Below are 22,279 nucleotides of genomic sequence, written 5' to 3'. Positions count from 1 at the left end.
AGGGCTCGTTGGGCGTTCTTTTCGCCCCGGCCGGGCATCCAACGCCCGCTAGCGCGATCGGCGTTTGGTGAGTTTGGCGGCGTTGGCGGTTTCCTCGGCTTCGAGCCTGCGCCAGCGGTCGAAACGCTCGGTCGTCAACGTCCCCGCCTCGATCGCGGCGCGCACGGCGCAGCCGGGCTCGACACCGTGCGAACAGTTCGAAAACTTGCAGTCCTGCGCCGCCAGCGCGAAATCGTCGAACACCTCGGCGATGCCGGTTGCCGCATCGGACAGTTGCAGTTCGCGCATGCCCGGCAGGTCGAGCAGCCAGCCGCCATGATCGAGGCGGTGCATCTCGCGGACCGTGGTGGTGTGGCGGCCGGTGGAATCATGCGCGCGGACTGCCTGCGTCGCGATGCTGTCAGATCCGCGCAACGAGTTCACGAGCGTCGACTTGCCGACGCCCGAGGATCCCAGAAAGGCGACGGTCTTGCCGGGGCCGCACCACGCCGCGAGCCCGGCGACGTCGGTGAGATCCCGGCCATTGACGGTCTGGACGAGCAAGCCGGGCTCGATCGCGCGCGCCGCCGCCGCGAAGACCTCGGGCGTGTCGGTCAGATCGGACTTGGTGAGCACAACGACCGGGTTCACCCCGACCTCTCGCGCCAAGACCAGATAGCGCTCGAGCCGCGCGACGCTGAAATCCTGGTTGCACGAAGCTACGATGAACACCGTGTCGACGTTGGCGGCGATCATCTGATCCCGGCGCGGATCGGCCGGCGAGCGCCGCTTGAACAGGTTCATCCGCTGCAGGACGCGAACCGGCTGCACGGTCGCGCCATCGACGAGCACCCAGTCGCCGACCGTCGGGTGATCGTCGGTCGGCAGCGCGCCCGGAATATACGGGGTGATGAAGCGCTGCGGGCCGAGCCCGGCGACCGCGATCTTGCCGCGATGGACCGCCATCACCCGGACGGGATGACACAGCAGCGCTTCGTCGGGCGAAACCTGCTCGCTGAAAAACGCGTTCCAGCCAAGCTCTTCCAAAGTCTCGTCGGTAGATTTCATAGGGCTGCAGCAGCGTCTTTCTTTGCGATCCGAGCGGCGATCATCCCGTCCCGGCGGCTATCCCGGGAGATCGATATGGGGGCTTTCGCGGCCGAAAGCACGAACTGTCCAGCGGAGAGGGCATGGTGGCCGTCATCGCGCCCGCCCCGTCGCACTTCGCACGCCGCACGTAGGACAAGTCGAATCAGGTCACTGGTAATGGGTGGTGTTCGCGAACCCGTCATTCGCCTTCGCCATCTTGATCAGCTTCTTGACGAAGGTGCGGACGTGCCGGTCGAAGCGCGTGTCGTTATACACGCCGCGCCAGATATACTCGTCGCGGTCGAGCAGGGTGCGCAGCTCGTCCAGGAACGGGGCCTGGGCATTCGTCGCGGGCTTGGCCTTCATCAGCGTGCAGACCATTTCCTCGGCGGTGGCCTTGTCGCAATCGTCCTGACGATCCCACCCCCCGCGCTCCGCGACCACCTGGTCAGACCGCGCGGCGACGACGCGGCTCTCCAGCCATGTGCGGACGATCGCGCCGTCCCAGGTCTTTTCCGCTTTATCCACCACACGCAACTCCGGTCCACACAACGCTATCGTACCGCCGTCGCCGTACACCGCGACGGGCGCGCCGCGAAGATGTTACGGCTCGACGATCGGCGCCGCGATCGTGACGCGCAGGCCGGGGCCATCGTCGGTATCGGCCATCGTTCCGGCCAACCGTGCCACCATCGATGCGAGCATCTGCGATCCGAACCCCATGCCCTGCCCCGTTTTCCCGCTGCCGCAGTCGGCGACGATCAACAGGAACCGCGCCTCCCGTTGCTCCAGCGCGATCGCAATCAGCCCGGCCAGCGAGATGTCGCTGCCGAGCCGCAGCATGACAGCGTCCTCCGCGGTCCGCAGGCGGATGCGCTCGCGGAAGAGTTCGGCATCCTCCGTCGCGCGGATCTGGCGCGAGAGGCTTCCCGCCAGCGCGCGACACGCCATGCGGGCGTGGAGCGGGAGCAGCTTCGGGGTCGGATGATGGCAGGCGATCAGGCCCCAGAGCGCGCCGTTGCGGACGATCGAGACCGAGGCAGACGCGACGACGCCCATGTTGGCGAGATAGCGGAGATGAGTCGGCGAGACGCTGCGCGACGCGACGTCGCCCATGTCGAGCGTCTCGTGGCCGGACGGGCGAAGCGGCGCCTGTACTTGCGAATACAGAGGCGGGCGGGCGGATTGCCGAAGTCTCGGGGGCCGGCGTGTAGCGCGCGGCCCCCGAGGTCTTGGTCGTTAGGCCTTCTTCATCTGCTTGACCGCGTGATCCGCGGCGCGGGCGGTCAGCGCCATGAACGTCAGCGAGGGGTTCACGCACGAGATCGAGGCCATCTGCGCGCCGTCGGTGACGTAGAGGTTGGACGCGGCGTGCGCCTGGCTCCATTCGTTGAGCACCGAGGTGCGTGGATCGCGGCCCATCCGCGCGCCGCCCATTTCATGGATCGCGTCGCCGGGAACGTGCTCCTTCTCGCTGCTCGTCACGTTGGTGAGGCCTGCCCCCTTGAGCATCGCCTCGCCCTGCGCACGCGCGTCGGTCATCATCTTCAGCTCGTTGTCACGGAAGCGGACGTCGAAGCGCACCAGCGGCACCCCGAACCGATCGACCTTCGACGCGTGCAGCGACACCTTGTTGTCGGCATAGGGCAGGCATTCGCCGAACGCGCCCATGCTGAACCGCCACGGCGCGTATTTGCGCATGCCCTGCTTCATCGACGCACCGAACCCGACCGGCGCGGCGGGGTTGCGATAGGCGCTGCCCTGATAGCCATAGCCGCGTTTGAAGCCGACGCCGTCGTCCTTGCCGATATTGCGGAAGCGCGGGATGTAGACGCCGCCCGGTCGACGGCCGAATTCGATGAACTCCTCCATGCCCGGAATATCGCCTTCGATCCCGACGCGGAAGATGTGGTCCATGACGTAGCGCCCGAGCGTGCCGCTCTCGTCGAAATAGCTGCGGTCGCTGCCCGGTGCGCGCGAGTTCAGCATGATCTGCGTCGAGGCGATCGCCGAGGCACACAGGAAGACGAGATCGGCGTTGACGGTATCCGCCTGCCCCGTCTTGGCATCGATGTAGCGGACGCCGGTGACTTTCTTGCGCGCGGCGTCGTACACGAGGTTGGTGACGACCGAGTCCGATTTGAGCGTCAGGCGACCGGTCGCTCGGGCGGCCGGCAAGGTGACGGCCTGGGTCGAGAAATAGGCGCCGAACGAACAGCCATTGCCGCACTGGTTGCGGAACTGGCACTTGGTACGGTTCTGGTCGGGCTTGTCCTCGGTCATGTTCGACAGCCGCGTGTTAATGAGCTTGCGGCCGGGGAACTTGGTTTCGAGACCCTGTTTCAGCCACTTCTCGGCAACATTCATCGGCATCGGCGGCTGGAATTCGCTGTCGGGCAGATACTCCAGATTCTCGCGCGAGCCGGACACGCCGATGTATTTCTCGACATAGCTGTACCACGGCGCGACGTCGTCATAGCGGATCGGCCAGTCGCCATCGATGCCGTCGCGCTTGTTCGCCTCGAAATCCGCGGCGCTCCAGCGGAAGCACCAGCGGCCCCAGATCAGCGACTTGCCACCGACCGCGCCGGGCCGGATCCAGTAGAATTTGCTGCCCTCGTCATACGCATACGGGTTCAGCCGGTCGTCATTGTGGAACTCGCGGTTGCTGGGCTGGACATAACCGTGTTTGCCGATGAAATAATCGCTTTCCATCAAAGGCTTGGGCATGATGTTGCGCGCCGGCACTTCATAGGCGGGCTTGCCGTCATAGGTGTAGCCCTCGCCGTGCTCGACCATCTTGCCGCGGTCCAGCATCAGGACGCGGAGGCCCTTTTCCGTCAATTCCTTCGCGGCGAAACCGCCGCTTACGCCCGAACCAATTACGATCGCGTCGAACCTGTTGGTCTCAGCCATGATCTTTCTCTCCTAATACTCGGAAAACACGCCCCGTCAGAAACGCCTCCGCTTAAAAACGAAGCGCGCGCAATGTCCGGAAGCTCGTGGTGATGTCGGGCAGATAGGGCGCGGGGGCCTCGTCGTTCTCGACATAGAAATGCCGCACGCCAGCGCTGCCCTTCAGCTTGAACAGCGCACCGAAATCGATCGTGCCTGCACCGACCGCGGTCATGCTCCGATCGGGGCGCATGTCCTTGACGTGATAGGCGTAGAGACGCGACGACAAGCGCTCGATCAGCGTCGTCAGGTTCTCGCCGGCGTGCAGCGCCCAATAGAGATCGAGTTCGAGCTTCACGAGCGCGGGGTCGGTCTCCTTGAGCAACCGGTCGTACAGGCTGACCCCGCCCGGCTTGGTCGTGAACTCGAAATCATGGTTGTGATAGGCGAAGCCCAGCCCGGCCTTTTTCAGATCGGTCGCGAACCGGTTGAAGTTCGGCAGCGCAGCGTTCCAGCCTGCCTCGTTGCGATGCTCGTCGGTCATGTACGGCAGCACGACGGTGGTCGCGCCGAGCGTCTTGGCCATCGTCACCGACTGGTCGAACTGCTTGAGCAGCGCGTCATAGCCGATGTGAACCGAGGGCGCGGTCAGCCCGAGCTTGTCCATCGTCCGGCGCAGCATCGCGTGGTCCATGCCGTCATAGCCGCCACCACCGAATTCGACCTCGCGGTAGCCGATCTTCGCAACCTTGCCGAGTGTGCCGACCGGGTCCTTCGCGAAGATCTCGCGGATCGTGTAGAGTTGCAGGCCGATCGCCTTCAACTGCGCGGCGGAGGCCGACGGGATGAACGCGAGTGCAGCGACCGCGCCGGAACCCGCCAGCAGATTTCTACGGCTGAGGATCATGCGGAATACACCTTTTTGACCTGAGAATAGGGGAAGGCGCCGTTATATTCGCCCGGCACCGGCAGATATTCGCGCTCCTGCGTCATGCCGATTTCCGACGTGTAATAGCCGGTGACGACGAGCTGTCGAAACGCTTCGAAGAAGGCGCCGCCCGACGGGATCTGGTCGTTCATCGCGAGCGTGAGCAGTGCGTCCTGCTGGACTGCGGTCGCGCGGGCGCCGGGGACCTTATAGTCCTTCATGCTGCGCGCCTCGATCGCGTCGAGCCCGGCGAGGATCGGCACGCGGTCGGCCGGGAAAGCCCAGTCCGCGAGCAGCTTCTCGATATAGGCCGGGACACCCGCCGCGATCGCGCCCGGCGTGTCGGTGGTCGGCAGGACGCGTTCGCTAAGCGCGGTCATCAACGCGCGCTGGGGGGCCGTGAAGACCGCGACGCTGGGTGGGCCTTCGCTGATGACGGGAATGCCCGCGGCTGCGCCGGGCGCCTGTGCGACGCCTGCCGCGCGTGCGATCGGCGCGTACAAGGCCGTGCCGAACATGGCGACGACACCGGCGAGTGCAGTTCTGCGATCGATCATTTACCGTCCTTCTTCAGGTCCTGCGCGATCGCCGCCTCGGTCAGCGGGCGGACCCAGATATTGCGGAACGACACCGGCGAATCGTGATCCTGGAGCTGGATCGGCGCGGCGTCGGGGTGTGCGGTGTAGCTGGCGACCTTTCGCCAGATCGTCGTGCCTAGCATCGCCTGGTGGTTCTGCACGAGCACGCCGTTGAGCAGCGCGGTGACGTAGGCCGGGCGGAGCAGGCTGCCGTCCGCGGCAAATCGAGGCCGCTCGAACACGATGTCGTAGGTCTGCCATTCGCCGGGACGGCGCGCGGCGTTCACCAGCGGCGGTTTCCAGCCATAGACCGCGCCGACGGTGCCATCGGCATAGGTCGGGTTTTGGAACCCATCGAGAATCTGCACTTCATAGCGCTGCATGAACCAGATGCCGGTATTGCCGCGATCCTGCGAACTCTTGGTCGGCGGGTTGGGCGAGCGGAACTCGAGATGCATCTGCACGTCGCCAAAGCTCTGCTTCGAGACGAGATTGTTCTCGCCGCCGCTTTTCGCGCGCGACGGGATCGTCAGGACGCCGTTCTCGATCGGCCACGCGATACGATCCGGCTTCCATGCATCGAGCGAACGGCCGTCGAACAGCACGACCGCATCGGCGGGCGGACCGCCGGGCGTGGCGGCCGGTGCGACGGCGACCGGCGCGGGGCGGTCGGCGTCATGGACGCGCCACTGCCCGCCGGGCAGCATCGGCGTGTCCTTGAACCCGGGCTTTTCCTGCGCAGCCACCGGGCCCGCCGTCGTCAGCGCGGTTGCGACGATGACACTCGCCATCACATATGTCTTCATATCTCTTCCCCTCATCCCCATCCCCTTCATGCCGCGTCGATTGCGCGATAGGCGGCGATCAGGCGATCCTCGCCGGCGCGCCCGGCGACCGAATTGCCGTGCTCCATTCCGATCACGCCCGAATAGCGCTTTGCCCGCAGCCATTTGACGATCGAGGCATAGTTGATCTCGCCCGTGGTCGGCTCGTTGCGCCCCGGATTGTCGCCGAACTGGATATAGCCGATCTCGTTCCAGCAGGTGTCGAGCGTCGGGATCAGGTTCCCGGACTGGATCTGCTCGTGATACAGATCGGCCAGCACCTTGACCGCCGGGCTGTTGGCCCCGCGCGCGATGGCATAGCCCTGCGAAATCGTCTGCATATAGACGCCGGGGTGATTGGTCCGCGTGTTGAGCGGCTCCATCACCATGGAGGCACCCGACGGCGCGACGATGTCGCCGGCGCGGCGCATCACGTCGATCACGCGCGCGGTCTGGATCTCGACCGGGACCTTCGGGTCCATGAAGCCGGTGACGACCGTCATCCGCTTTGCATTCAGCCGCTTGGCGACGTCGAGCGACGCGCGGATGTCGGCGAGGAACGCCTCGCGCTCGGCGCCGTCGACTGCGCCGAGCAATGGCCTAGACTTCGACCATTTGGGCATGCTGGCGACGAAAACGCCCATCGTCATGCCGCGCTGCGCCAGCGCCTTGGCCATCTGCTCCTGCTCGGCCACCGACCGCGTCGCCGCCTCGTTGTCCTCCCAGGCGGTGAAGCCCTGATCGGCGGCGTAGGCGATCTGTTCGATCCGCCCGCCGCGGCTGGCGAAGCTGCCCTCGTGCGGGGCGTATGCGAGCGAGAAGCGCGCGGCGTTCGAGCTGCTGCGGCGCTGTCCCGCAGCCATTGCGGGCACCAGCGATGCGGCGGCGCCTGCTCCCAGCAGCGTTCGGCGGGAGAGCGTCATGCGACCATTACCATCATTTCGAGCCCTCGGTCTTGAGATAGGCGATGATCGCCGCACGCTTCGCCGGATCGGGGGTTGCGATCGGCATGCGCGTGCCCGGCACCTTCTTCTGCGGTGCGGCGAGATATTCGCTCAGCGTCTTCTCGTCCCAGCGCAGCTTCGATGCCTTCATCGCGGGGGAATAGTTGAAGCCAGGCGTTGCGGCGGCGGCACGGCCGACCACGCCGTAAAGATTGGGGCCGATGCCGTTCTTGCCGCCCTTCACGACGGTGTGGCAGGCGCGGCACGCGGCGAAGGCCGGCGGTGCGGCCGCAGTCGACTGGGCGGTGGTCGGCGCTGAGACCGTGACCGCCGCAACCGCCGCGATACTTCCTGCGACTAGAGCCATGAGCAACTTCATTCATTCTCTCCCGGATTTACTGGAGTCCATTTCTGGTCCGACGCGGCGTTGGCGATCACCGCCTCGATGAAGCGCATCGTGCGCACGCCATCGGTCACGCCCGGAAACCAGCGGCCGTCTTCATCGCCGCGGATCGCCGAGGCGAACGCGCGGTAGAGATTGCCGAACGCCTCGATATAGCCCTCGGGATGACCCGCAGGTGTACGCACCAGCGAGGCGGTGGCGTCGAGCATGCCGGGGCCACCGGTCCGCACGATCTCGGCGGGGCGATCGAGCCAGCGTAGCGTCAGCGTGTTGGGCTCCATCTGCGACCAGTCCAGCCCGCCGCGTTCGCCGTGGATGCGCAGCCGAAGCCCGTTCTCCTCGCCGGCCGCGACCTGGCTCGCCTTGAGCACGCCGCGTGCGCCGCCCTCGAACCGGAGCAGCGCGCTGACGTCGTCGTCGAGGCGGCGGCCGTCGACATGCGTCGTGAGGTCTGCCGAAACCGATTGGACCGACTGGCCGGAAACATGCTCGGCAAGCTGGAACGCGTGCGTGCCGATGTCGCCGAGGCAGCCGCCGAGACCGGCGCGGGCGGGATCGGTGCGCCATTCGGCCTGCTTGTTGCCGTCGGTATCGATCGGTTGGCTAAGCCAGCCTTGCAGATATTCGACCTGGACCAGCCGGATCGCGCCGAAATCGCCGCGTTCGACGCGCGCGCGCGCCTCTTCGATCAGCGGATAGCCGCTATAGGTGAACGCCAGCGCGAACAGGCGGCCGCTGGCCTTGGCGGCAGCGGCGATCGCCCCGGCCTCGACGACGTTCATCGCCATCGGCTTCTCACAGAAGACGTGGAAGCCGGCGTCGAGCGCGGCGATCGCCATCGGGGCGTGAAGATGGTTCGGCGTTACGACCGCGAGCGCGTCGATACGCTGGTCTGCGGGTAGGGTTCGCTCGTTTGCGATCATCGCGTCGAGCGACGGATAGACCCGCTGTGGGTCCAGTCCGAGCAGGTCGCCGGTACGCGTGTTGCGCCCGGCTTCGGTGCTGAACGCGCCCGCCACGAGGTCCCAGTCGCCGTCGAGCGCGGCGGCCATCCGGTGGACGGCGCCGATAAAGGCCCCCTCCCCGCCGCCGACCATACCGAGACGGAGGCGGCTCATGCGCGTTCCTCCGACAACCCGAGCAGCTTGCGGATGGCAGCGCGGTCGATGCCGCTGGCGGCGAAATCGTCGAACGCGCGTTCGCCCCGGCGGATCATGTGATCGCGGATGAACGGTGCGCCTTCGCGGGCGCCGTCCTCCGACCGCTTGAGCGCGCACTCCCATTCGAGCACCGCCCAGCCGTCATAGCCATATTGGGCCATCTTGCTGAAGATCGCGGAGAAATCGACCTGCCCGTCGCCGAGGGAACGGAAGCGGCCGGCGCGATCGACCCAGTTCTCGTAACCGCCATACACGCCGGTTCGGCCGGTCGGGTTGAACTCGGCATCCTTGACGTGGAAGCACGAGATTCGCTCATGATAGCGATCGATGAAGTCGAGATAGTCGAGCTGTTGCAAGACGAAGTGCGACGGGTCGAACAGGAGGCGTGCGCGGGGGTGGTTGTCGACTGCCGCGAGGAAGCGTTCCCAGGTCGCACCGTCGTGGACGTCTTCGCCCGGATGGACTTCGAACGCACAATCGACGCCAGCGTCCTCGAACACGTCGAGGATGGGCGTCCAGCGGCGCGCGAGTTCGGCAAAGGCCTCCTCGATCAGCCCGGCGGGGCGTTGCGGCCAGGGGTAGACGTACGGCCATGCGAGCGCCCCCGAGAAGGTGGCGTGCGCGGACAGGCCGAGATTGGCGCTGGCGCGCGCGGCGAGCTTGACTTGTTCGACCGCCCATAGCTGGCGCTCGGCGGGTTTGCCGTGGACTTCGGGAGGCGCGAACCCGTCGAACAGCGTGTCGTACGCCGGGTGGACGGCGACCAGCTGGCCCTGCAGATGCGTCGACAATTCGGTGACTTCGATGCCGTGTTTCGCAAGGCCGCCGCGCAGATCGTCGCAGTACGTCTTGCTCTCTGCAGCGAGTTTCAAGTCGATCAATTGCGCGTTGCAGGGGATCTGGACGCCGACATAGCCGAGGCCAGCCGCCCATTCCGCCAACCCGTCGAGCGTGTCGAACGGCGCTTCGTCTCCGAGGAACTGGGCGAGGAATATTCCGGGGCCCTTCATGCCGGTCATGCTGCAATCTTCCTCGTGTCGTCGCGGAACGTGAACTGGAACAGCAGCGCGATCACCGCGGCGGCGATCGCGGGATACCACCACATATGCTGCCAGTCGGCGATGGTCGGCGAGGCGGGCAGCTGCGCATAGAGCAGCGCGCCGATCTGCGACCCGAGCAGCATGCCGACGCCGTAGGTAAACAGGGTCAGCATGCCCTGGGCCTGCGCGTTGACACCCTTCGGCGTGGCGATCGTGCCGGTGTAGATCGCGCCCGCGACGAAGAAGAAATCATAGCATACGCCGTGCAGCGCCACGCCGAGATACACCGCCCAGATCGACGAACCGCCGTCGCCGATCGCGAACAGCGCGTATCGCAGAGCCCAGGCGGCCATGCCGACCAGCAGCAGCGGCTTCACGCCAAACCGGCGGTACAGCCACGGCATCGAGAACATGAACACGAGTTCGGACATCTGGCCGATCGCGAGCGTGCCGCCGACGTTGCTGATACCGGTCGCGCCGACATAGGGCGAGGCGTAGGCGTAATACATCGCCAGCGGGATCGAGATCAGCGTCGCACACGTCATGAAGATCAGGAACGAGCGCTGGCGGAGCAATCCGAACGCCTCGACGCAGAACACCTGGCGCAGGACGCTCTCGTCGCGCGGCGCGTCCGACGCGACGTTCGGGAGCGTGAAGCTGTAGAAACCCAGCGCGATCGAGACGACCGCCGCGACGCGGAAGATCTCGGGGCTGGCGGACAGGCCCGCCCAGCCGATGATCAGGCCTGCGGTGATCCAGCCGAGCGTACCGAATGCGCGGACGAACGGGAATTTGTCGGTCCGCTCGCCGAAACTCTTCAGCGCGATGGTGTTCGCGAGGCCGACGGTCGGCATGTAGAGGATCATGTAGCAGAGCAGCAGCCAGACGAAGGTCCGGCCGTTCTCCGGTGTGATCAGCGACGGCAGCAAGAACAACAGCACGCCGCCGATCAGGTGCAGGATCACCATCAGCATGCGCGGGCTGACATAGCGCGCGGCCGCCATGCCGAGCAGGAACGAGCCGACGATCGACGCGATCGGGCCGACTGAAAACGCGTTGCCGATCAGATTGCCGATGCCGACGGTCTGCATCACGAGGCCGAGGGTTACGGTCCAGGCGCCCCAGACAAAGAATTGCATGAACATCATGGCGCTCAGGCGGCCGGTCAGAAGACCGCCGGTCGTGGCCTGGGATCCCATATCTGCACGCGCCATTCGTTACCTCTCCGATCGCAGTTTGCCTGCTTGTCGGACATGAAGCTACGGAGCCCGCGATCGAATGTAAAGGATTACATCGGATATATATCGACAGTGCCGACGACCGGATCCATGACGGCCCCTATGCCGACGATTATCGAAGTGGCCGCACTCGCCGGCGTCTCTACCGCCACCGTGTCGCGCGTGTTGAGCCGGCCCGAACAGGTGTCCGAGGAAACGCGGCGGCGCGTCCTGGAGGTCGTCCGCGAATCGGGCTATGCGCCCAACGTCGCCGCGCGCAGCCTGCGGACGTTGCGCGCCGCCAAGATCCTGCTGACCGTCCCCGACATCTCCAACGCGTTCTTCGCCAGCGTCATCCGCGGCGCAGAAGAAGCCGCGCGGGACGCCGGTTACTCGGTGGTGGTCGGCGACACGCGGCACGATCCGGACGTCGAGGATCAATATGCCGACATGCTCTCCCGCCGCGAGGTCGACGGCCTGATCTTCCTCGGCCACCGCCTGCCCGACCGCCTCGCCCCGCTGCTGGCCCGCAAAGGTGCCGCCGCACCGATCGTCAATGGCTGCGAATACAGCCCCGACCTGGGCGTCCCGAGCGTCCATATCGACAACGCCGCCGCCAGCGCCGACGCGATCGACCATCTGATCGCCCTGGGCCACCGCACGATCGGCGTCGTCACCGGCCCCGAGATCAGCCCGATCAGCCGCGACCGCCTCGCCGGTGCGATCCACGCCGCGACCCGCGCCGGCCTGCGCGACAGCCTGCACATCCGCGTCGGCGACTATTCCGCCGGCCCCGCCGTCGACCAGACCCGCGACCTGATCGCGCAGGACGTGACCGCGATCTTCTGCTTCAGCGACGAGATGGCGATGGGTGCGCTCAGCGCGATCGGCGACGCGGGGCTGTCGTGCCCGAACGACGTCTCCGTCATCGGCTTCGACGACCTGCCGCTCGCGCGCTATTTCCAGCCGCCGCTGACCACCATCGCCCAGCCCAAGGCGATGATCGGCCGCCGCACCGTCGAGCTGCTCGTCGACATATTGCGCGGGGTCGACAGCCCGTCGCGACAGGTCACGCTTGATCACGAACTCATCGTCCGCAGCAGCACAGCCCCGCCGGCAACCCGCCGCGGCTGACCCGATCCTGCGGGCAACGTCAGGCCGGCCATGTCCTTGGGCCGCCCTGCCACTTGCTGCAGGACCCCTGTCCTTATTGACAATCAAATTAGTTTAATAAAGTATCGGGGTGCAGCACGCGGTTCGTACAGAGACCCGGCGGCGGAGGAGGATTGCATCGTGACGGACATCAGACGCCCTGCCGCTGCCCGCAACGCTGCGCTTGTCCTCGCCCCGCCATCGCGCGTCGCGCGCGGCCTGTCGGTTGCGCGGCGAACCACGGCGATCTCGGCGATCCTGATGCTGGCGCCGTTCGGTGCGGTGAACGGGCAGCAACAAGCGACCGGGTCGGGCACGTCGCCGGTCGAGGAAGCCAACCCGCTGGTCGGCACCGCGCCGCTCGATCGCCCCGAGCTGATCGGCAATGCGCCGCCGCCCGGCGAGCCGGTCTATTCGGGGATCACCTCGCCCGGCGCGCGACTGCCCAACAGTTCGGTCGAGGCGGCGCCGGTCAACGTCAACGTCGAGGCGACCTATCCGACCGGGGTGGCGACGCCCTATCACTATCCCAGCCCGACGATGATCGGCTTTACCGGTGGCGGCGGGCCGTCCTATGGCGCGCGGGCGCAACCGATCATCATGCCGGTGGTAGGCGACTGGACGGTCCCACCAGCCTATACCCAGGCCTATTACGACAAGGCGAAGGAGGTCGCGCGACCGGGCTATTATTCGGTCTATCTGGACACGGTCCGGACCCGCGCCGAACTGACCGCGACACAGTGGACCAGCCTGATGCGGTTCACCTTTCCCGCCAGCCAGCGATCGCACCTGATCCTCAACCTGCCCGGACGCGGCGGTGAGGTCGAGGTGGTCGGCAACGACCAGGTGCGCGGGATCGCCGCCGAACGCGGCGACGACGATGCGCGCGACGGCCGCTATTTCGTCGCGCAATTCTCCAAGCCGTTCAGCGGCTATGGCACCTTCCGCAAGTCGCCCGGCAATAGCCGCGGCTACGGCATCGGCGACAAGGACGTCGTACCGGATTCGCGCCGCATCACCGGCAGCTTCGCCGGCACTTATCTCAACTTCACCACCCGGCAGGACGAGACGGTGCTGGTCAAGATCGCGCACGGCCAGAGCTTCGCCGACGCCGAACGCCGGCTGCGGCAGGAACAGCCGGGATGGAATTTCGACGGCGTCCGTCAGGCGGCGACGAACACATGGGCCACGTTGCTGAACCGCGTCCAGGTGACGGGCGGGACGCCCAAGCAGCGGATGCTGTTCTATTCGACGCTGTTCCAGTCCTTCGCGAGCCCGCGCCTGCTGGCGCACAAGGGCGAGCGGTTCACCGACACCAACGGCAAGACCCGGACCGCGACCTATGATCGATACGGGCCGGTGCCGTTCTGGGATACCGGGCGCAACCAGATCGTGCTGCTAGAGCTGATGGAGCCCGAGCTGGTCCAGAACGTGATGCGCTCCGAACTCGATATGGCGCGCGAGCGGGGGTACATGAACACCTCGTTCCACGGCGACAATGCGGTGTTCCTGTATCTCGGCGCGTGGAAGCGCGGCATCGCGTTCGATTATGCCGCCGCGTATGAGTTCCTCCGCCGCAACGCGGTCGATCCGAAGGGTCCGCGCGGCTATCTGGCGGAATATCAGCGCAACGGCTGGATCGCGGACGAGATTCCACCGGGCAATCCCAGCCCACCCTATGCCGGTGGCAAGGCCGGCGCGGCGACGACGCTGGAATATGCGTGGGACGACCATGCGATGGCGGACTTTGCCGAGCGGCTCGGCAAGACCGACGACGCAAAGCTGTTCCGCGCGCGCGCGTCCAACTGGCGCAACGTGTTCGATCCCTCGATCGGTTTCATCCGCGGCCGCACCGCCGACGGCAAATGGATCGCGCCGTTCGATCCGCAGGAGCCCTATTACAACTACATGATGAAGGAGGCGTCGGGCTGGTCGACGCTCTGGCTGGTCCCGCACGACGTGCAGGGCCTCGCCACCGCGCTGGGCGGACGCGCGACGTTCAACGCCAAGCTCGACCAGTTCTTTGCGACGCCCTATGCGCCGACCGGCATCTGCCGCGATTGCACGGGGATGATCGGCCAGTACGTGCAGGGCAACCAGCCCGACCAGCACGCCGCGTATCTTTATGCGTGGAGCGGCCAGCCGTGGAAGACGCAGGCGTTGACCCGGCGCATCCTCGACACGCTCTATGGCAGCGATGCGTCCGGATACGGCTATCCCGGAATGGACGACCAGGGCGCGACATCGTCCTGGTATGCGCTGAGCGCGATGGGCTTTTATCCGGTCGATCCGTCGAGCGACGTCTATGTGCTGGGCAGTCCGCTGTTCGACCGGGTCGCGATCCGTCTCGGCAGCGGCCGGACGCTGGAGATCGTCGCGCGCGGCAATTCGGCGACCAATATCTACATCCAGTCGGCGACGCTGAACGGCAAGCCGTGGACGAAGCCCTGGTTCAGCCATGCCGACGTCAAGGGTGGCGCCCGGCTGGAACTGGTCATGGGCGCCAGACCCAATCCGAATTGGGGGAGCGCCGTTGCGGATGCGCCCCCGTCCCTGTCCCCGCCCGCGTCCTAGCGAGGGGGAGTTCGTTGGCTCCCCCCTTGCCGGCGAACGGTTCAGCGCCTCGGGAACGTCGTTCCCGGGGCGTCTTTTTATCGATCGCCGCTTAGGCTCGAACGGGTGCGGGCTCGAACGGCTGCGGGCTCGAACGACGGCGGACGGTCTGCCTTGGCCGTTCCGAACGACGACGGTTTCGGTCCCATCGTGAATTCCAGTTCGCCACCCTTTGCGAGATCGGCGTGCGCGATCCAGTTCTTTGTCCAGGGCTTGCCGTTCCAGCGGACCGACTGGACATAGGGGCTGGCCGGCGCATTGCCCTTGGCGACGACGCGCAGGGTCCGTCCCTCGCCGAGATCGACCTGTGCCGCGTCGAACAGCGGCGAGCCGAAGACATAGATTCCGCTGACCGGATCGACCGGATAGAAGCCGAGGGAGGAAAGGATGAACCACGCGCTCATCTGGCCACAATCGTCGTTGCCGATGACGCCGTCGGGATCGGCCTTGTACATCTCGGTCAGCAGGCGACGTACCATCGCCTGCGTCTTCCACGGCGCGCCCGCATACGCATAGAGATAGGCCGCGTGCTGATCCGGCTCGTTGCCGTGCGCGTATTGGCCGACGAGTCCGGTGATGTCGGGCGGCGCATTCTTGGGCAGCGTGGACGGCGCGGTGAACAGCGCGTCGAGTTTCTTCACGAACCCTGCATCGCCGCCGAACATCTCGATCAGGCCGTAAGCGTCGTGCTGGTTGAGGAACGTCGCCTGCCACCCGTTCGCCTCGGTATAGTCGCGCTGTTTCTCCGGGTTGTGACCGAGCTGGATCGGGTCGTAATCGACCCACCAGCTGCCATCGGCGAAGCGCGGTCGGGCGAAACCGATCCTGGGATCGATAACGTTGCGGTAGTTCAGGCTGCGCTTGCGGAGTGCCGCGGCGTCCGCCTTTGCGCCTGCCGCGTCGGCGAGCACCGCCATCGCCCAGTCGTCATAGGCATATTCCTGCGTGCGGCTGACCGACTCCCAGGTCTTGTCCGCGGGGACGAAGCCGAGGTCGTAATAGAAGCCGCGACCGAGCGTGCTGTCGATGTCGGGAAAATTGCGGTCGAACGCGCGGCTGCGGATCTGCGGCCAGGCGGCGGCGTAATCCGCCTTGATCCCCTTGGCGCAGGCCTCGGCGAGCACCGACACCGAATGCCAGCCGATCATGCACGCGGTCTCGACGCCCTGCAGCGGCCAGACCGGCGATCCGGTCGGGCTCTGCACGGTCTGGCGGACGAGATCGCGGGTGAATTGCGCCGCCTTGTCGGGCTGGACGAGCGTGAGCAGCGGATGCAGCGCGCGGTAGGTGTCCCACATCGAATAGGTGCTGAAGGCGGGCTCGGCGGCGGTCGTCTGGTGCACCTTGCGGTCGAGCCCGACGTAGCGGCCGTCGCGGTCGGTAAACAGCGTCGGCGAGAGGAACGCGTGATACAGCGCGCTCGCCATGATCGTGCGCTGTTCGGGCGTACCGCCATCGACGCGGACGCGGTCGAGTTCGGTCTGCCAGACGCGCGCCGCCGTGCGCCGTACCGTGTCGAACTGCCAGCCGGCCGCTTCGCCCTGGAGCGCGGCCTTGGCGCCGGCGACGTCGACCGCGGAGATGCCGGTCTTGATCAGGATCGGTGCGCCGCCCGCCTGATCGAAGAACAACGCGACCTTCAGCCGGTTGCCGGTGACGCCCTTGGCACCGGCCGGGGCAGGCTTGTCGTCGTCGCCGAAGAACTGGACGCGGTCGGGCTTGCGGGAGAGCTGCATCGCGAAATGGATGCGGCGGCCCTTCGCCCAGCGGTGGACGCGGCGGCTGCCGGTCAGCATGCCGTCGGGGGAGAGCGCCAGCGAGGCCTCGTCGACCAGCACGCCCTTGTCCCAGACGTCGAGGATCATGTGCGCGAAATCGACCAGGATGTGGCCGGGCCCCTGCGGGAAGCTGTAGCGGTGGTGGCCGGTGCGCTCGGTCACGGTGAGTTCGGCGAGCACGCCCGATTCGAGCTTCACGCGGTAATAGCCGGGCTCGGCGAGTTCGTCGGAGAAACGCTGGCGATAGCCCTCTTCCGGTTTACCCAGCGCGCCGGGCTTCAACTGCAACGGTCCGCGCGTCGGCACGACGAGGACGTCGAGCATGTCGCCGATCCCGGTGCCCGACAGATGCGTGTGGCTGAAGCCCATGATCGAGCCGTCGTCCTGGTGATAGCCCGAGCAGGCATCCCAGCGGGTGTTGTCGGTGTCGGGACCGAGCTGGACCATGCCGAACGGCAGCGACGGGCCGGGATAGGTATGGCCGTGGCCGCCGGTGCCGACGAACAGATCGGGCTTGCCCGCGACCGGGCGCTGGCCTTGCGCCTGCGATGCGGCAGGCAGGACGCCCGCGAGGCCGGCGAGCCCGGTGGTGGCGAGCACCTGACGGCGGTTGGCGGTGGTCATGTGTATCTCCCGGAGATCGGTGTCAGTAGCGGGGGGTCAGTAGCGGGGGGTCAGTAGCGAGCGGCGAGCAAGGCGGGCTTGCGGCGCTCGAGATCGAGGATCAGCTCGCCGAACAGGCCATTGGCCCAGGCGAACCAATGCCGCGTGAACTTGCTCGGATCGTCCTTGTGGAAGGATTCGTGCATGAAGCCGGTGCCGCCGTGCGTCGCCTTGAGCCACGACAGGCACTGGCGGATCACGGCGTCGTCGTCGCTGTTCATCGCGTGCGTGACGATCGACATCGGCCAGATCATGTCGAGGCCGATATGCGGGCCACCGATTCCCTGCGCGGCGGTGCCGGCGAAGAAATACGGGTTGCGGTTGCTCCAGGCGAGCGCGGCGGTGCGGCGGAACAGCGGGTCGTTGCGATCCGCCGCGCCAAGGAGCGGCAGCCCCGACAGGCTCGGCACGTTGGCGTCGTCCATGAAGATCGCGTTGCCGAAGCCGTCGACCTCATACGCCCAGACCTCGCCGCCCTGCCCGTCCGGCATCCGACCATGCGCGCGGAGTGCCGCCTCGACCTCGGTCGCCAGCGCCTCGCTGTCGGTCGCGCCCGCCCTATCGCCGCGCGCCTCGCGCTGGACCGTCGCCAGCATCCGCAGCGCCGACACCGCGAACAGGTTGGACGGAATCAGGAACGGGTAGAGGCACGCATCGTCCGACGGGCGGAACATCGAATGGATCAGGCCGACCTTGCGCGTCGGTGCGCCGTATCCTTCGAACATCAGCGTCTCGGTCGGCGAGACGTTCAGGCGCTGGAAATGATACGGCCCCTTGCCGTCCTGGCGCTGCTGTTCGCGGAAGGTGGCGACCGCGCGGCGCATCGCCTTTGCCCAGAGATCGTCGAACGGCGTCTTGTCGCGCGTCGCGGTCCAATAGCCGTGCGCGAGCCGCATCGGGTAGCAGAGCGAGTCGATCTCCCACTTCCGCTCGGCGACGCCCGGTTTCATGTCGGTCTGGTCGGTCCGCGCGCCGAGGTTCGACGTGGCGGTCGGATCCTCCATGAACGCGTTGGCGTACGGGTCGATCAGGATACAGCGCGCCTGCCGTGCGATCAGCCCGGTGAACACGCGGCGCAGGGCGGCATCCTTCGGCGCGAGATGGACATAGGTCTGCATCTGCGCCGAACTGTCGCGCAGCCACAGCGCCTCGATGTCGCCGGTGATGACGAACGCGTCGGGTTTACCGTCGACCGTGCCGACCTTGACCGTGGTGTCGAGCGTGTTGGGGTAGCAATTCTCGAACAGCCAGGCGAGTTCGGGGTCGGCGATCTTGGCCTTCACGCGGGCGATCTCGGCCTCGACCACGGGGCTGACGAAGCGGCGTTGCGCGCGGGGCGGTCGCTTGCTCACGAAGGGCCCAGTAGCGGCGGCGGCGGCGGCGCGCGGGAGGCTGGCGGTGACGGCCAGCGCCGCGGCCCCGGCCATGACGTCGCGTCGACGAAAGCGCATTCCGGTCTCCATGGTCATCGTCCTGCGACCGGTGCGCTCATCGAGAACGGCGCATCGGCCTTTGCCGCACCCCAGGCGGTGTTCGGCGTCGGCCCCATCACGAACCGCAGCGTGCCGCCCTGCTGCAACGCCGCGCGGGTGAGCCACGGCTTGTCGTGCGGCGTGCCGTTGAAGCTCGCCGACTGGATATAGACGTTGCCAGGGCCGTTGTTCGCCGCCTCGATCGTCAGCGTCTTGCCGCCCGGCATCGTCAGCTTCACGGTCTGGAACAGCGGGCTGCCGATCGCATATTGCCCGACCGCGGGGGTGACCGGGTAGAAGCCGAGCGCCGAGAACACGTACCAGGCCGAGGTCTGGCCGTTATCCTCGTCGCCCGGATAACCGTCGGGTGCGGGCGAGTAGAGCTTCTTCATGACGTCGCGGACGTGATATTGCGTCTTCCACGGTGCGCCCGCCCAGTCGTAGAGATAGGTCATGTGCTGGATCGGCTGATTGCCGTGCGCATATTGGCCCATGTCGACGATCTGCATCTCGCGGATCTCGTGGATGGTCTGGCCGTAATAGCTGTCGTCGAAGATCGGCGGCGTGGTGAAGATCGAATCGAGCCGCTTCACGAACGCCTCGCGCCCGCCCATCAGGTCGGCGAGACCCTGCACGTCCTGCATCACCGACCAGCTGTAATGCAGCGCATTGCCCTCGGTGAAGGCGTCGCCCCATTTGTACGGGCTGAACGGCGTCGACCAGCTGCCATTCTTGTTGCGGCCGCGCATCCAGCCGCTCTGGGTGTCGTAGAGCTTGCGGTAATTCTGCGCGCGCGTGGCGTACAGCTTCGCGTCCTCGGTCTTGCCGAGTGCAGCCGCAAGCCGCGAGATCGAGAAGTCCGCGGTGGCATATTCGAGCGTGCGTGCGGCATTCTCGTTGATGCCGACGTCATAAGGCACATAGCCGAGCTGGTTATAGTATTCGACGCCCTCGCGCCCGACCGCGCCGACGACCTTGCCCTTCTTGTCGACGGGCCTCCCCCGCGAGGTCGTCGCGTTCTTGACCATCGCCTCGTACAGCGTCTCGACGTCGAAGCCGCGCACGCCGTTCAGATAGGCGTCGGCGATCAAATTGGCCGAGTTCGAGCCGATCATCACGTCGCGGTGGCCGGGGCTGGCCCATTCGGGCAGCCAGCCGGACTCCTTGTAGGTGTTGACGAGCCCCTGCATGATCTCGCTGTCACGCTCGGGATACATCAGCGCGAAGAACGGGAAGACCGCGCGCCACGTGTCCCAGAAACCATTGTCGGTGTAGAGGAAGCCGGGGTGCACCTTGCCGTCATACGGGCTGTAATGGACGGTCTGGCCCTTGGCATCGACCTCGTGGAACATGCGCGGGAATTGCAGCATGCGGTACAGCGCCGAATAGAAGATGCGGCGGTTGTCGAGGTTGGGATCGGTGACCTGGACGCGGTCGAACTCGCGCTGCCAGATCGCCTTTGCCTTCGTCTTGGTCTGCTCGAACCCGTCGCCACCGATCTCGCCGCGCAAGTTTCGCTCGGCCTGTTCGAGGCTGATGAACGACGACGCGACCTTGACCCCGACCTGCTCGCCCTTGCGCGTCTTGAAGCTGACGACCGCGCCGACGTGATCGCCTTGGCGCGTCGGCGTCGCGGCGACCTGTCCCTTGCCGTCCCAGGTCTGGCTGACGGTGAAGTCGTGGTCGAATTCGGCGACGAAGTAATTGTGGAAATTGTCGGGCACGCCGCCGTGATTGTTGCGGACATAGCCGGTGATCCGGCGCCTGGCCTTGTCGATCGAGACCATCGAGCCGCCGGCATAGCCGTCGAGGATGATGTGCGCGTCGTTGCTCTGCGGGAAGGTGAAGCGGAACTGCGCGGCGCGGTTGGTCGGCGCGACCTCCGCCGTCACGTCGTAATCGGCGAGATAGACCTTGTAGCTGTACGGCCGGCTGTCCTCCGCCTTGTGGCTGTACCACGACGCGCGTTCGTCCTCCTTCACCTTCAGCGCACCGGTCGTCGCCATCAGCGAGAACGCGGCGTAATCGTTCATCCACGGACTGGGCTGATGCGTCTGCTTGATGCCGTTGATCTTGTTCGCGTCGTAGGTGTAGCCCCAGCCGCTGTTGGTCTTGCCGGTGACCGGCGTCCAGAAGTTCATCCCCCATGGCACCGCCACCGCGGGATAGGTGTTGCCATAGGACAGCGTGTAGTCGGAATCGGTGCCCATCAGCGGGTTGACCAGATCGACCGATGGCTGGTCCTGCGGCTGCATCGCTCCGGTGGCCGAAGCGGCCGCCGCGCTAGCCTTGGTCTGCGCCAGTATCGGCGCGGGCGCGACGAGGGCGAGCGACGCGATCGTCGCGACCGTGCCGCGCAAATTGGCGATCACCCTGTTTCTCACATCGCTCTCCCTGAAGTTCGTGTCCGCTTTTGCCCGACGATCGGTCGTGGCCGAACGCCCGTGTCGGTCATCACCACCGGCTCGATCCGACCATCGGCGGCAAAGACCATCCTGTCGATCGCGATCTGACGGTGCTCGCCCCGATCGGTGTCGAGCGGGCGGCGGTGATAGGCGATGTACCAGTCGTCGGTGCCGGGGACGTTGACGACCGAATGATGCCCCGCACCGCGCGCGATGCGCAAATCCTGCGACAGGATCTTGCCGCGCGGCGTGAACGGCCCGGTCGGTCCCGGCCCGGTCGCATAGGCGACGCTATAGTCCGGGCCGGTCCAGCCGCCCTCCGACCACATCAGATAATAGACGCCCTTGCGCTCGATCATGAACGAGCCCTCGACATAGCCGGGCGGCGTCACTTCCTTGTATTTCGAACCGTCCGCGAACGGCAGGATGCGTTTCAGGTCGGCGCTGAGGCGGACAACGTTGCAGTGCTTCCAGCCGCCGTAGAACAGATAGACCTGGCCATCACGGTCGCGAAACGCGAACGGGTCGATCGGTTGTGCGCCGTTGTGGAAGGCGCCGACCAGCGGCTTGCCGATCGCGTCCTTGAACGGACCGCCGGGCCGGTCGCTGACAGCAAGGCCGATCCCGCCAAGCTCCGCATCGCTCTGGATGTCGTTGGCGCTGAAGAACATGTAGTAGCGGCCGTTGGCCTGGATCACCGATGGCGCCCAGATCGCATAGGCCGCCCAGGCGGCGTTCCGCACGTCGAACACGTGGCCGTGCTTGGTCCAGTGCACCAGATCCGGCGACGAAAACGCATTGAAGAAGGTCTGCATGCCGTAGGACGGGCGCACCGTCTTGCGCCGGCGGGCGAGTTTCTGCGCGGCCGAGAAGCGGCTGGTGACGTCGGGCTTGCCGTAATGATCCGAATAGGTCGGATAGATCCAGTAGCGCCCCGCGAACACGCGGATTTCGGGATCGGCATACCAGCCGGGGACGATCGGGTTCGACGCGCTCGCCAGACCGCACATCATCAGCGCGGACGCGGTCAGCGCGATCCGCAATCCGCGTCGCATGCGCGGTTCGCTCGCGGCTTCGAGTCCCGTGCCGCGAGAAAAAAGAGGGTAGCGCCGCGAAGGCGCCACCCGAGAGAAAAGCCG

At 66.3% G+C, this 22,279-nt stretch carries 18 protein-coding genes; 2 read left to right on the top strand and 16 right to left on the bottom strand.

The genetic code is table 11. The features are described 5' to 3' along the window. Window positions 1-48: 48 nt before the first annotated feature. From rsgA to EQZ23_RS11645, 12 genes are all read right to left on the bottom strand, one after another. The gene (rsgA, locus tag EQZ23_RS11700; RefSeq protein WP_128454549.1) at window positions 49-1,047 is read right to left on the bottom strand and encodes a ribosome small subunit-dependent GTPase A; all 999 of its coding nucleotides are present in this window, start codon (window positions 1,045-1,047) and stop codon (window positions 49-51) included. Between the two features lie 189 nt (window positions 1,048-1,236). Continuing rightward, window positions 1,237-1,596: a hypothetical protein gene (locus EQZ23_RS11695; RefSeq protein ID WP_128454548.1), complete on the bottom strand. Its 360-nt coding sequence runs from the start codon at window positions 1,594-1,596 to the stop codon at window positions 1,237-1,239. Window positions 1,597-1,671: 75 nt separating this feature from the next. Next, complete coding sequence (locus EQZ23_RS20465) at window positions 1,672-2,184, bottom strand: GAF domain-containing protein (RefSeq protein ID WP_128454547.1); 513 nt, start codon at window positions 2,182-2,184, stop codon at window positions 1,672-1,674. Between the two features lie 123 nt (window positions 2,185-2,307). After that, complete coding sequence (locus tag EQZ23_RS11685; RefSeq protein ID WP_128454546.1) at window positions 2,308-3,984, bottom strand: GMC family oxidoreductase; 1,677 nt, start codon at window positions 3,982-3,984, stop codon at window positions 2,308-2,310. Window positions 3,985-4,036: 52 nt separating this feature from the next. Further along, complete coding sequence (locus EQZ23_RS11680; RefSeq protein ID WP_128454545.1) at window positions 4,037-4,870, bottom strand: sugar phosphate isomerase/epimerase; 834 nt, start codon at window positions 4,868-4,870, stop codon at window positions 4,037-4,039. Beyond that, window positions 4,867-5,448, bottom strand: a complete 582-nt coding sequence (locus EQZ23_RS11675; RefSeq protein WP_128454544.1) for a gluconate 2-dehydrogenase subunit 3 family protein — start codon at window positions 5,446-5,448, stop codon at window positions 4,867-4,869. Before EQZ23_RS11675 ends, EQZ23_RS11680 begins: the two co-directional genes overlap by 4 nt. Then, entirely contained in the window at window positions 5,445-6,260 is an 816-nt protein-coding gene (locus EQZ23_RS11670) for a DUF1080 domain-containing protein (RefSeq protein ID WP_346427824.1), read from the bottom strand. Before EQZ23_RS11670 ends, EQZ23_RS11675 begins: the two co-directional genes overlap by 4 nt. Before the next feature lie 41 nt (window positions 6,261-6,301). Next, entirely contained in the window at window positions 6,302-7,216 is a 915-nt protein-coding gene (locus EQZ23_RS11665) for a TIM barrel protein (RefSeq protein WP_128454542.1), read from the bottom strand. Window positions 7,217-7,229: 13 nt separating this feature from the next. After that, window positions 7,230-7,616, bottom strand: coding sequence for a c-type cytochrome (locus EQZ23_RS11660; protein ID WP_128454541.1), 387 nt, complete (start codon window positions 7,614-7,616; stop codon window positions 7,230-7,232). Continuing rightward, window positions 7,613-8,758 (bottom strand): Gfo/Idh/MocA family oxidoreductase, encoded by a 1,146-nt coding sequence (locus EQZ23_RS11655; protein WP_206364222.1) that lies wholly within the window; start codon window positions 8,756-8,758, stop codon window positions 7,613-7,615. Before EQZ23_RS11655 ends, EQZ23_RS11660 begins: the two co-directional genes overlap by 4 nt. Next, window positions 8,755-9,819, bottom strand: coding sequence for a sugar phosphate isomerase/epimerase (locus tag EQZ23_RS11650; RefSeq protein ID WP_128454540.1), 1,065 nt, complete (start codon window positions 9,817-9,819; stop codon window positions 8,755-8,757). The genes EQZ23_RS11655 and EQZ23_RS11650 overlap by 4 nt, the downstream gene beginning before the upstream one ends. Continuing rightward, window positions 9,816-11,054, bottom strand: a complete 1,239-nt coding sequence (locus EQZ23_RS11645) for an MFS transporter (RefSeq protein WP_128454539.1) — start codon at window positions 11,052-11,054, stop codon at window positions 9,816-9,818. Before EQZ23_RS11645 ends, EQZ23_RS11650 begins: the two co-directional genes overlap by 4 nt. A gap of 126 nt (window positions 11,055-11,180) precedes the next feature. On the opposite strand from EQZ23_RS11645, the gene EQZ23_RS11640 reads away from it, so the two are divergent. Both EQZ23_RS11640 and EQZ23_RS11635 read left to right on the top strand, forming a co-directional pair. Then, window positions 11,181-12,191: a LacI family DNA-binding transcriptional regulator gene (locus tag EQZ23_RS11640; protein ID WP_128454538.1), complete on the top strand. Its 1,011-nt coding sequence runs from the start codon at window positions 11,181-11,183 to the stop codon at window positions 12,189-12,191. A 159-nt stretch (window positions 12,192-12,350) separates the two neighbouring features. Further along, the gene (locus EQZ23_RS11635) at window positions 12,351-14,783 is read left to right on the top strand and encodes a GH92 family glycosyl hydrolase (RefSeq protein ID WP_240663516.1); all 2,433 of its coding nucleotides are present in this window, start codon (window positions 12,351-12,353) and stop codon (window positions 14,781-14,783) included. A gap of 77 nt (window positions 14,784-14,860) precedes the next feature. Here EQZ23_RS11635 and EQZ23_RS11630 read toward each other — a convergent pair whose 3' ends face one another. From EQZ23_RS11630 to EQZ23_RS11615, 4 genes are all read right to left on the bottom strand, one after another. Continuing rightward, entirely contained in the window at window positions 14,861-17,224 is a 2,364-nt protein-coding gene (locus EQZ23_RS11630) for a GH92 family glycosyl hydrolase (protein ID WP_128454536.1), read from the bottom strand. Between the two features lie 50 nt (window positions 17,225-17,274). Continuing rightward, complete coding sequence (locus EQZ23_RS11625; protein WP_128454535.1) at window positions 17,275-18,714, bottom strand: glycoside hydrolase family 125 protein; 1,440 nt, start codon at window positions 18,712-18,714, stop codon at window positions 17,275-17,277. Window positions 18,715-18,728: 14 nt separating this feature from the next. After that, window positions 18,729-20,990 carry a GH92 family glycosyl hydrolase gene (locus EQZ23_RS11620; protein WP_206364247.1) on the bottom strand — a complete coding sequence of 754 codons (2,262 nt, stop codon included), beginning with the start codon at window positions 20,988-20,990 and terminating at the stop codon, window positions 18,729-18,731. Between the two features lie 125 nt (window positions 20,991-21,115). Then, window positions 21,116-22,195 carry a glycoside hydrolase family 43 protein gene (locus EQZ23_RS11615; protein ID WP_128454533.1) on the bottom strand — a complete coding sequence of 360 codons (1,080 nt, stop codon included), beginning with the start codon at window positions 22,193-22,195 and terminating at the stop codon, window positions 21,116-21,118. Window positions 22,196-22,279 lie beyond the last annotated feature (84 nt).

This window comes from Sphingomonas sp. UV9, from assembly GCF_004101245.1.
Classification (GTDB): domain Bacteria; phylum Pseudomonadota; class Alphaproteobacteria; order Sphingomonadales; family Sphingomonadaceae; genus Sphingomonas.
The sequence above is the reverse complement of the archived record's forward strand: the minus strand, read 5'-3'. Positions and strand labels throughout refer to the sequence as shown.

Excerpts from the sequence above, each read along its gene's own strand:
- EQZ23_RS11675 (WP_128454544.1), bottom strand. The coding sequence starts at position 5,448 with ATGATCGATCGCAGAACTGCACTCGCCGGTGTCGTCGCCATGTTCGGC.
- EQZ23_RS11620 (WP_206364247.1), bottom strand. The coding sequence starts at position 20,990 with ATGCAGCCGCAGGACCAGCCATCGGTCGATCTGGTCAACCCGCTGATG.
- EQZ23_RS11660 (WP_128454541.1), bottom strand. The coding sequence starts at position 7,616 with ATGAAGTTGCTCATGGCTCTAGTCGCAGGAAGTATCGCGGCGGTTGCG.
- EQZ23_RS11655 (WP_206364222.1), bottom strand. The coding sequence starts at position 8,758 with ATGAGCCGCCTCCGTCTCGGTATGGTCGGCGGCGGGGAGGGGGCCTTT.
- EQZ23_RS11670 (WP_346427824.1), bottom strand. The coding sequence starts at position 6,260 with ATGGCGAGTGTCATCGTCGCAACCGCGCTGACGACGGCGGGCCCGGTG.
- rsgA (WP_128454549.1), bottom strand. The coding sequence starts at position 1,047 with ATGAAATCTACCGACGAGACTTTGGAAGAGCTTGGCTGGAACGCGTTT.
- EQZ23_RS11630 (WP_128454536.1), bottom strand. The coding sequence starts at position 17,224 with ATGACCACCGCCAACCGCCGTCAGGTGCTCGCCACCACCGGGCTCGCC.
- EQZ23_RS11640 (WP_128454538.1), top strand. The coding sequence starts at position 11,181 with ATGCCGACGATTATCGAAGTGGCCGCACTCGCCGGCGTCTCTACCGCC.
- EQZ23_RS11685 (WP_128454546.1), bottom strand. The coding sequence starts at position 3,984 with ATGGCTGAGACCAACAGGTTCGACGCGATCGTAATTGGTTCGGGCGTA.
- EQZ23_RS20465 (WP_128454547.1), bottom strand. The coding sequence starts at position 2,184 with ATGGGCGACGTCGCGTCGCGCAGCGTCTCGCCGACTCATCTCCGCTAT.
- EQZ23_RS11645 (WP_128454539.1), bottom strand. The coding sequence starts at position 11,054 with ATGGCGCGTGCAGATATGGGATCCCAGGCCACGACCGGCGGTCTTCTG.
- EQZ23_RS11665 (WP_128454542.1), bottom strand. The coding sequence starts at position 7,216 with ATGACGCTCTCCCGCCGAACGCTGCTGGGAGCAGGCGCCGCCGCATCG.
- EQZ23_RS11615 (WP_128454533.1), bottom strand. The coding sequence starts at position 22,195 with ATGCGACGCGGATTGCGGATCGCGCTGACCGCGTCCGCGCTGATGATG.
- EQZ23_RS11650 (WP_128454540.1), bottom strand. The coding sequence starts at position 9,819 with ATGACCGGCATGAAGGGCCCCGGAATATTCCTCGCCCAGTTCCTCGGA.
- EQZ23_RS11680 (WP_128454545.1), bottom strand. The coding sequence starts at position 4,870 with ATGATCCTCAGCCGTAGAAATCTGCTGGCGGGTTCCGGCGCGGTCGCT.
- EQZ23_RS11625 (WP_128454535.1), bottom strand. The coding sequence starts at position 18,714 with ATGCGCTTTCGTCGACGCGACGTCATGGCCGGGGCCGCGGCGCTGGCC.